This is a genomic window from Methanospirillum sp. (assembly GCF_035406105.1).
Taxonomy (GTDB): Archaea; Halobacteriota; Methanomicrobia; order Methanomicrobiales; family Methanospirillaceae; genus Methanospirillum.
Genome location: NZ_DAONKG010000328.1, coordinates 1 through 1,799, shown reverse-complemented (window position 1 = coordinate 1,799; position 1,799 = coordinate 1). Strand labels below are relative to the sequence as shown.

Genomic DNA, 1,799 nt, shown 5'->3' with positions numbered 1-1,799 from the left:
CATGAATTATCCAAATAGGGAATTCATGAGTAACCGGGTCCACTATTTAAAATTTAGACACATCTGACGAATGTAAGAGGGTTTAAAGACCGGAGCACTGATTATCATGGCATTCTCCATTATAACCCCGAAATGAATCAGATTCTCCTGGAGAGGAATTTCAATACCCCCCGAAAACACGGATCATAATAAAAGAATTTTTCGATAAACCATTCAATCCTCTCCTATGAAGACAATTTCATAATGAAATACGTATATCCATACTCTTTAGAATACTTACGAAAGATATCCATCTCTATCTCCAGCCCCTGAATAATACCGAGTGCATCCTGATTCCCGGCATATTTCTCCCTGAGCACATGCAAACGTGCAGCCAGCGGATTATAAAAATACGTATACCAGCCGGTATCCGGAAGACGGAACGACCCGATGAGTGAATACCCCTCTGCACGGATCATCTCTTCTCCGCGTGAAACAGTCGGCATATCCGGAGAAATTTCCTGAAAGAATTTATTACATTCATCCGATGGGGAATTGGTAAACCATGTACAGTCGGAGATCATCATATATCCATCAGGTTTAAGGAATTTTTTCCATTTTCTAAGAGCCGTGCCGATTCCAATAATAAATGCCGATCCCTCTGCCCAGATAATATCAAAGGATTTCTCATCAAACGGAAGGTCATCCATTGATGCCTGTCTTGTTGTAATCCGTTTGTCCAATCCTGCCGCCTTTGCACGACTCATCAGTTCATTCAGAAACGGCTGATACACATCAGACGCAGTAATCTGACAGTCCGGACTGATCCGGGCAAGGGCGATATCCTGCATACCAGACCCGCATCCGATATCAAGAATCCTCCCCCGTCTGGCATCAGGAGGAAGATGGGAAAAGGCAAATGCCGTTGCTTCATCAAGACCCGGACCCTGCCGCGGCAGTTCTTCAAACATTGAACAGATAAGCGTTACATCCATGATAAAACGCATTGGAACAGAGTTTTCAAATCCTTTCCGGTGTATTCGGAATAAAACCAGGAACAGGTACAAACAGGAATACGGAATCAGGCGATGATGCAAAAAAATAATGCAGATCAGAGGGTTGCGTGAATAATTCTCTATCCCACCATACGATCAATTCTACAGGTGAACTCATACCTTCACATGACAAATGAACCTTATTTTCTCACCAAAATTGAATTATGCAGCAAATTAGAGTATTTGAAACAAAAAACGGGAACGCCGTATGAACGGATATCATACTTACATCAGAGCCGGTTTATACCCCTTCATCTGCCATCCCATCACAAAATATGCCCTGATCATTCCACAGCCACTCGCATGCAAGAATTGCAGGCACAAACATAGGTTTATACCGGATACGGACACGGAACCGCTTCTTCGTCCTGTCGCGTATAGCCTTCTTCCCATGAACCCGCTGATGACAGGAATGACAGAGAACGCGAAGATTGGCCGCTGTTGAATCTCCACCCTTGGAGAGCGGGATGATATGATGAACCGAGAGATCGTGGGTATCTCCGCATATCTGGCACCGATATCCATCCCGTGCCAGAATCTGACGACGAATCACATTCCAGTACTGCGGTCGTCTCCCCCTGATGGTTGCATGCTCCTGCTCAACCCAGGAATAGAAAAGATCTCTACATCGGGGAGAGCAACACGAATCGAAGAAATGGTCGGGATCAAGAGGAGTCTCACACCAGCGACAAAGGCCGGTGTGCCCCAGGATTATCTCACCGGATTGTTGCATCCAAACTGTAAATCTGCATGCCAGAATATAGA

2 protein-coding genes are annotated in these 1,799 nt (G+C 45.0%); both read right to left on the bottom strand.

The window, feature by feature from the left end; all coding sequences use genetic code 11:
- Positions 1–224 precede the first annotated feature (224 nt).
- A complete protein-coding gene (locus PLA23_RS13100) occupies positions 225–974 on the bottom strand; it encodes a class I SAM-dependent methyltransferase (RefSeq protein WP_324475485.1) in 750 nt (249 codons plus the stop codon).
- Between the two features lie 301 nt (positions 975–1,275).
- The coding region (locus tag PLA23_RS13095; protein WP_324475484.1) for an HNH endonuclease at positions 1,276–1,799 on the bottom strand (524 nt) is incomplete at its 5' end.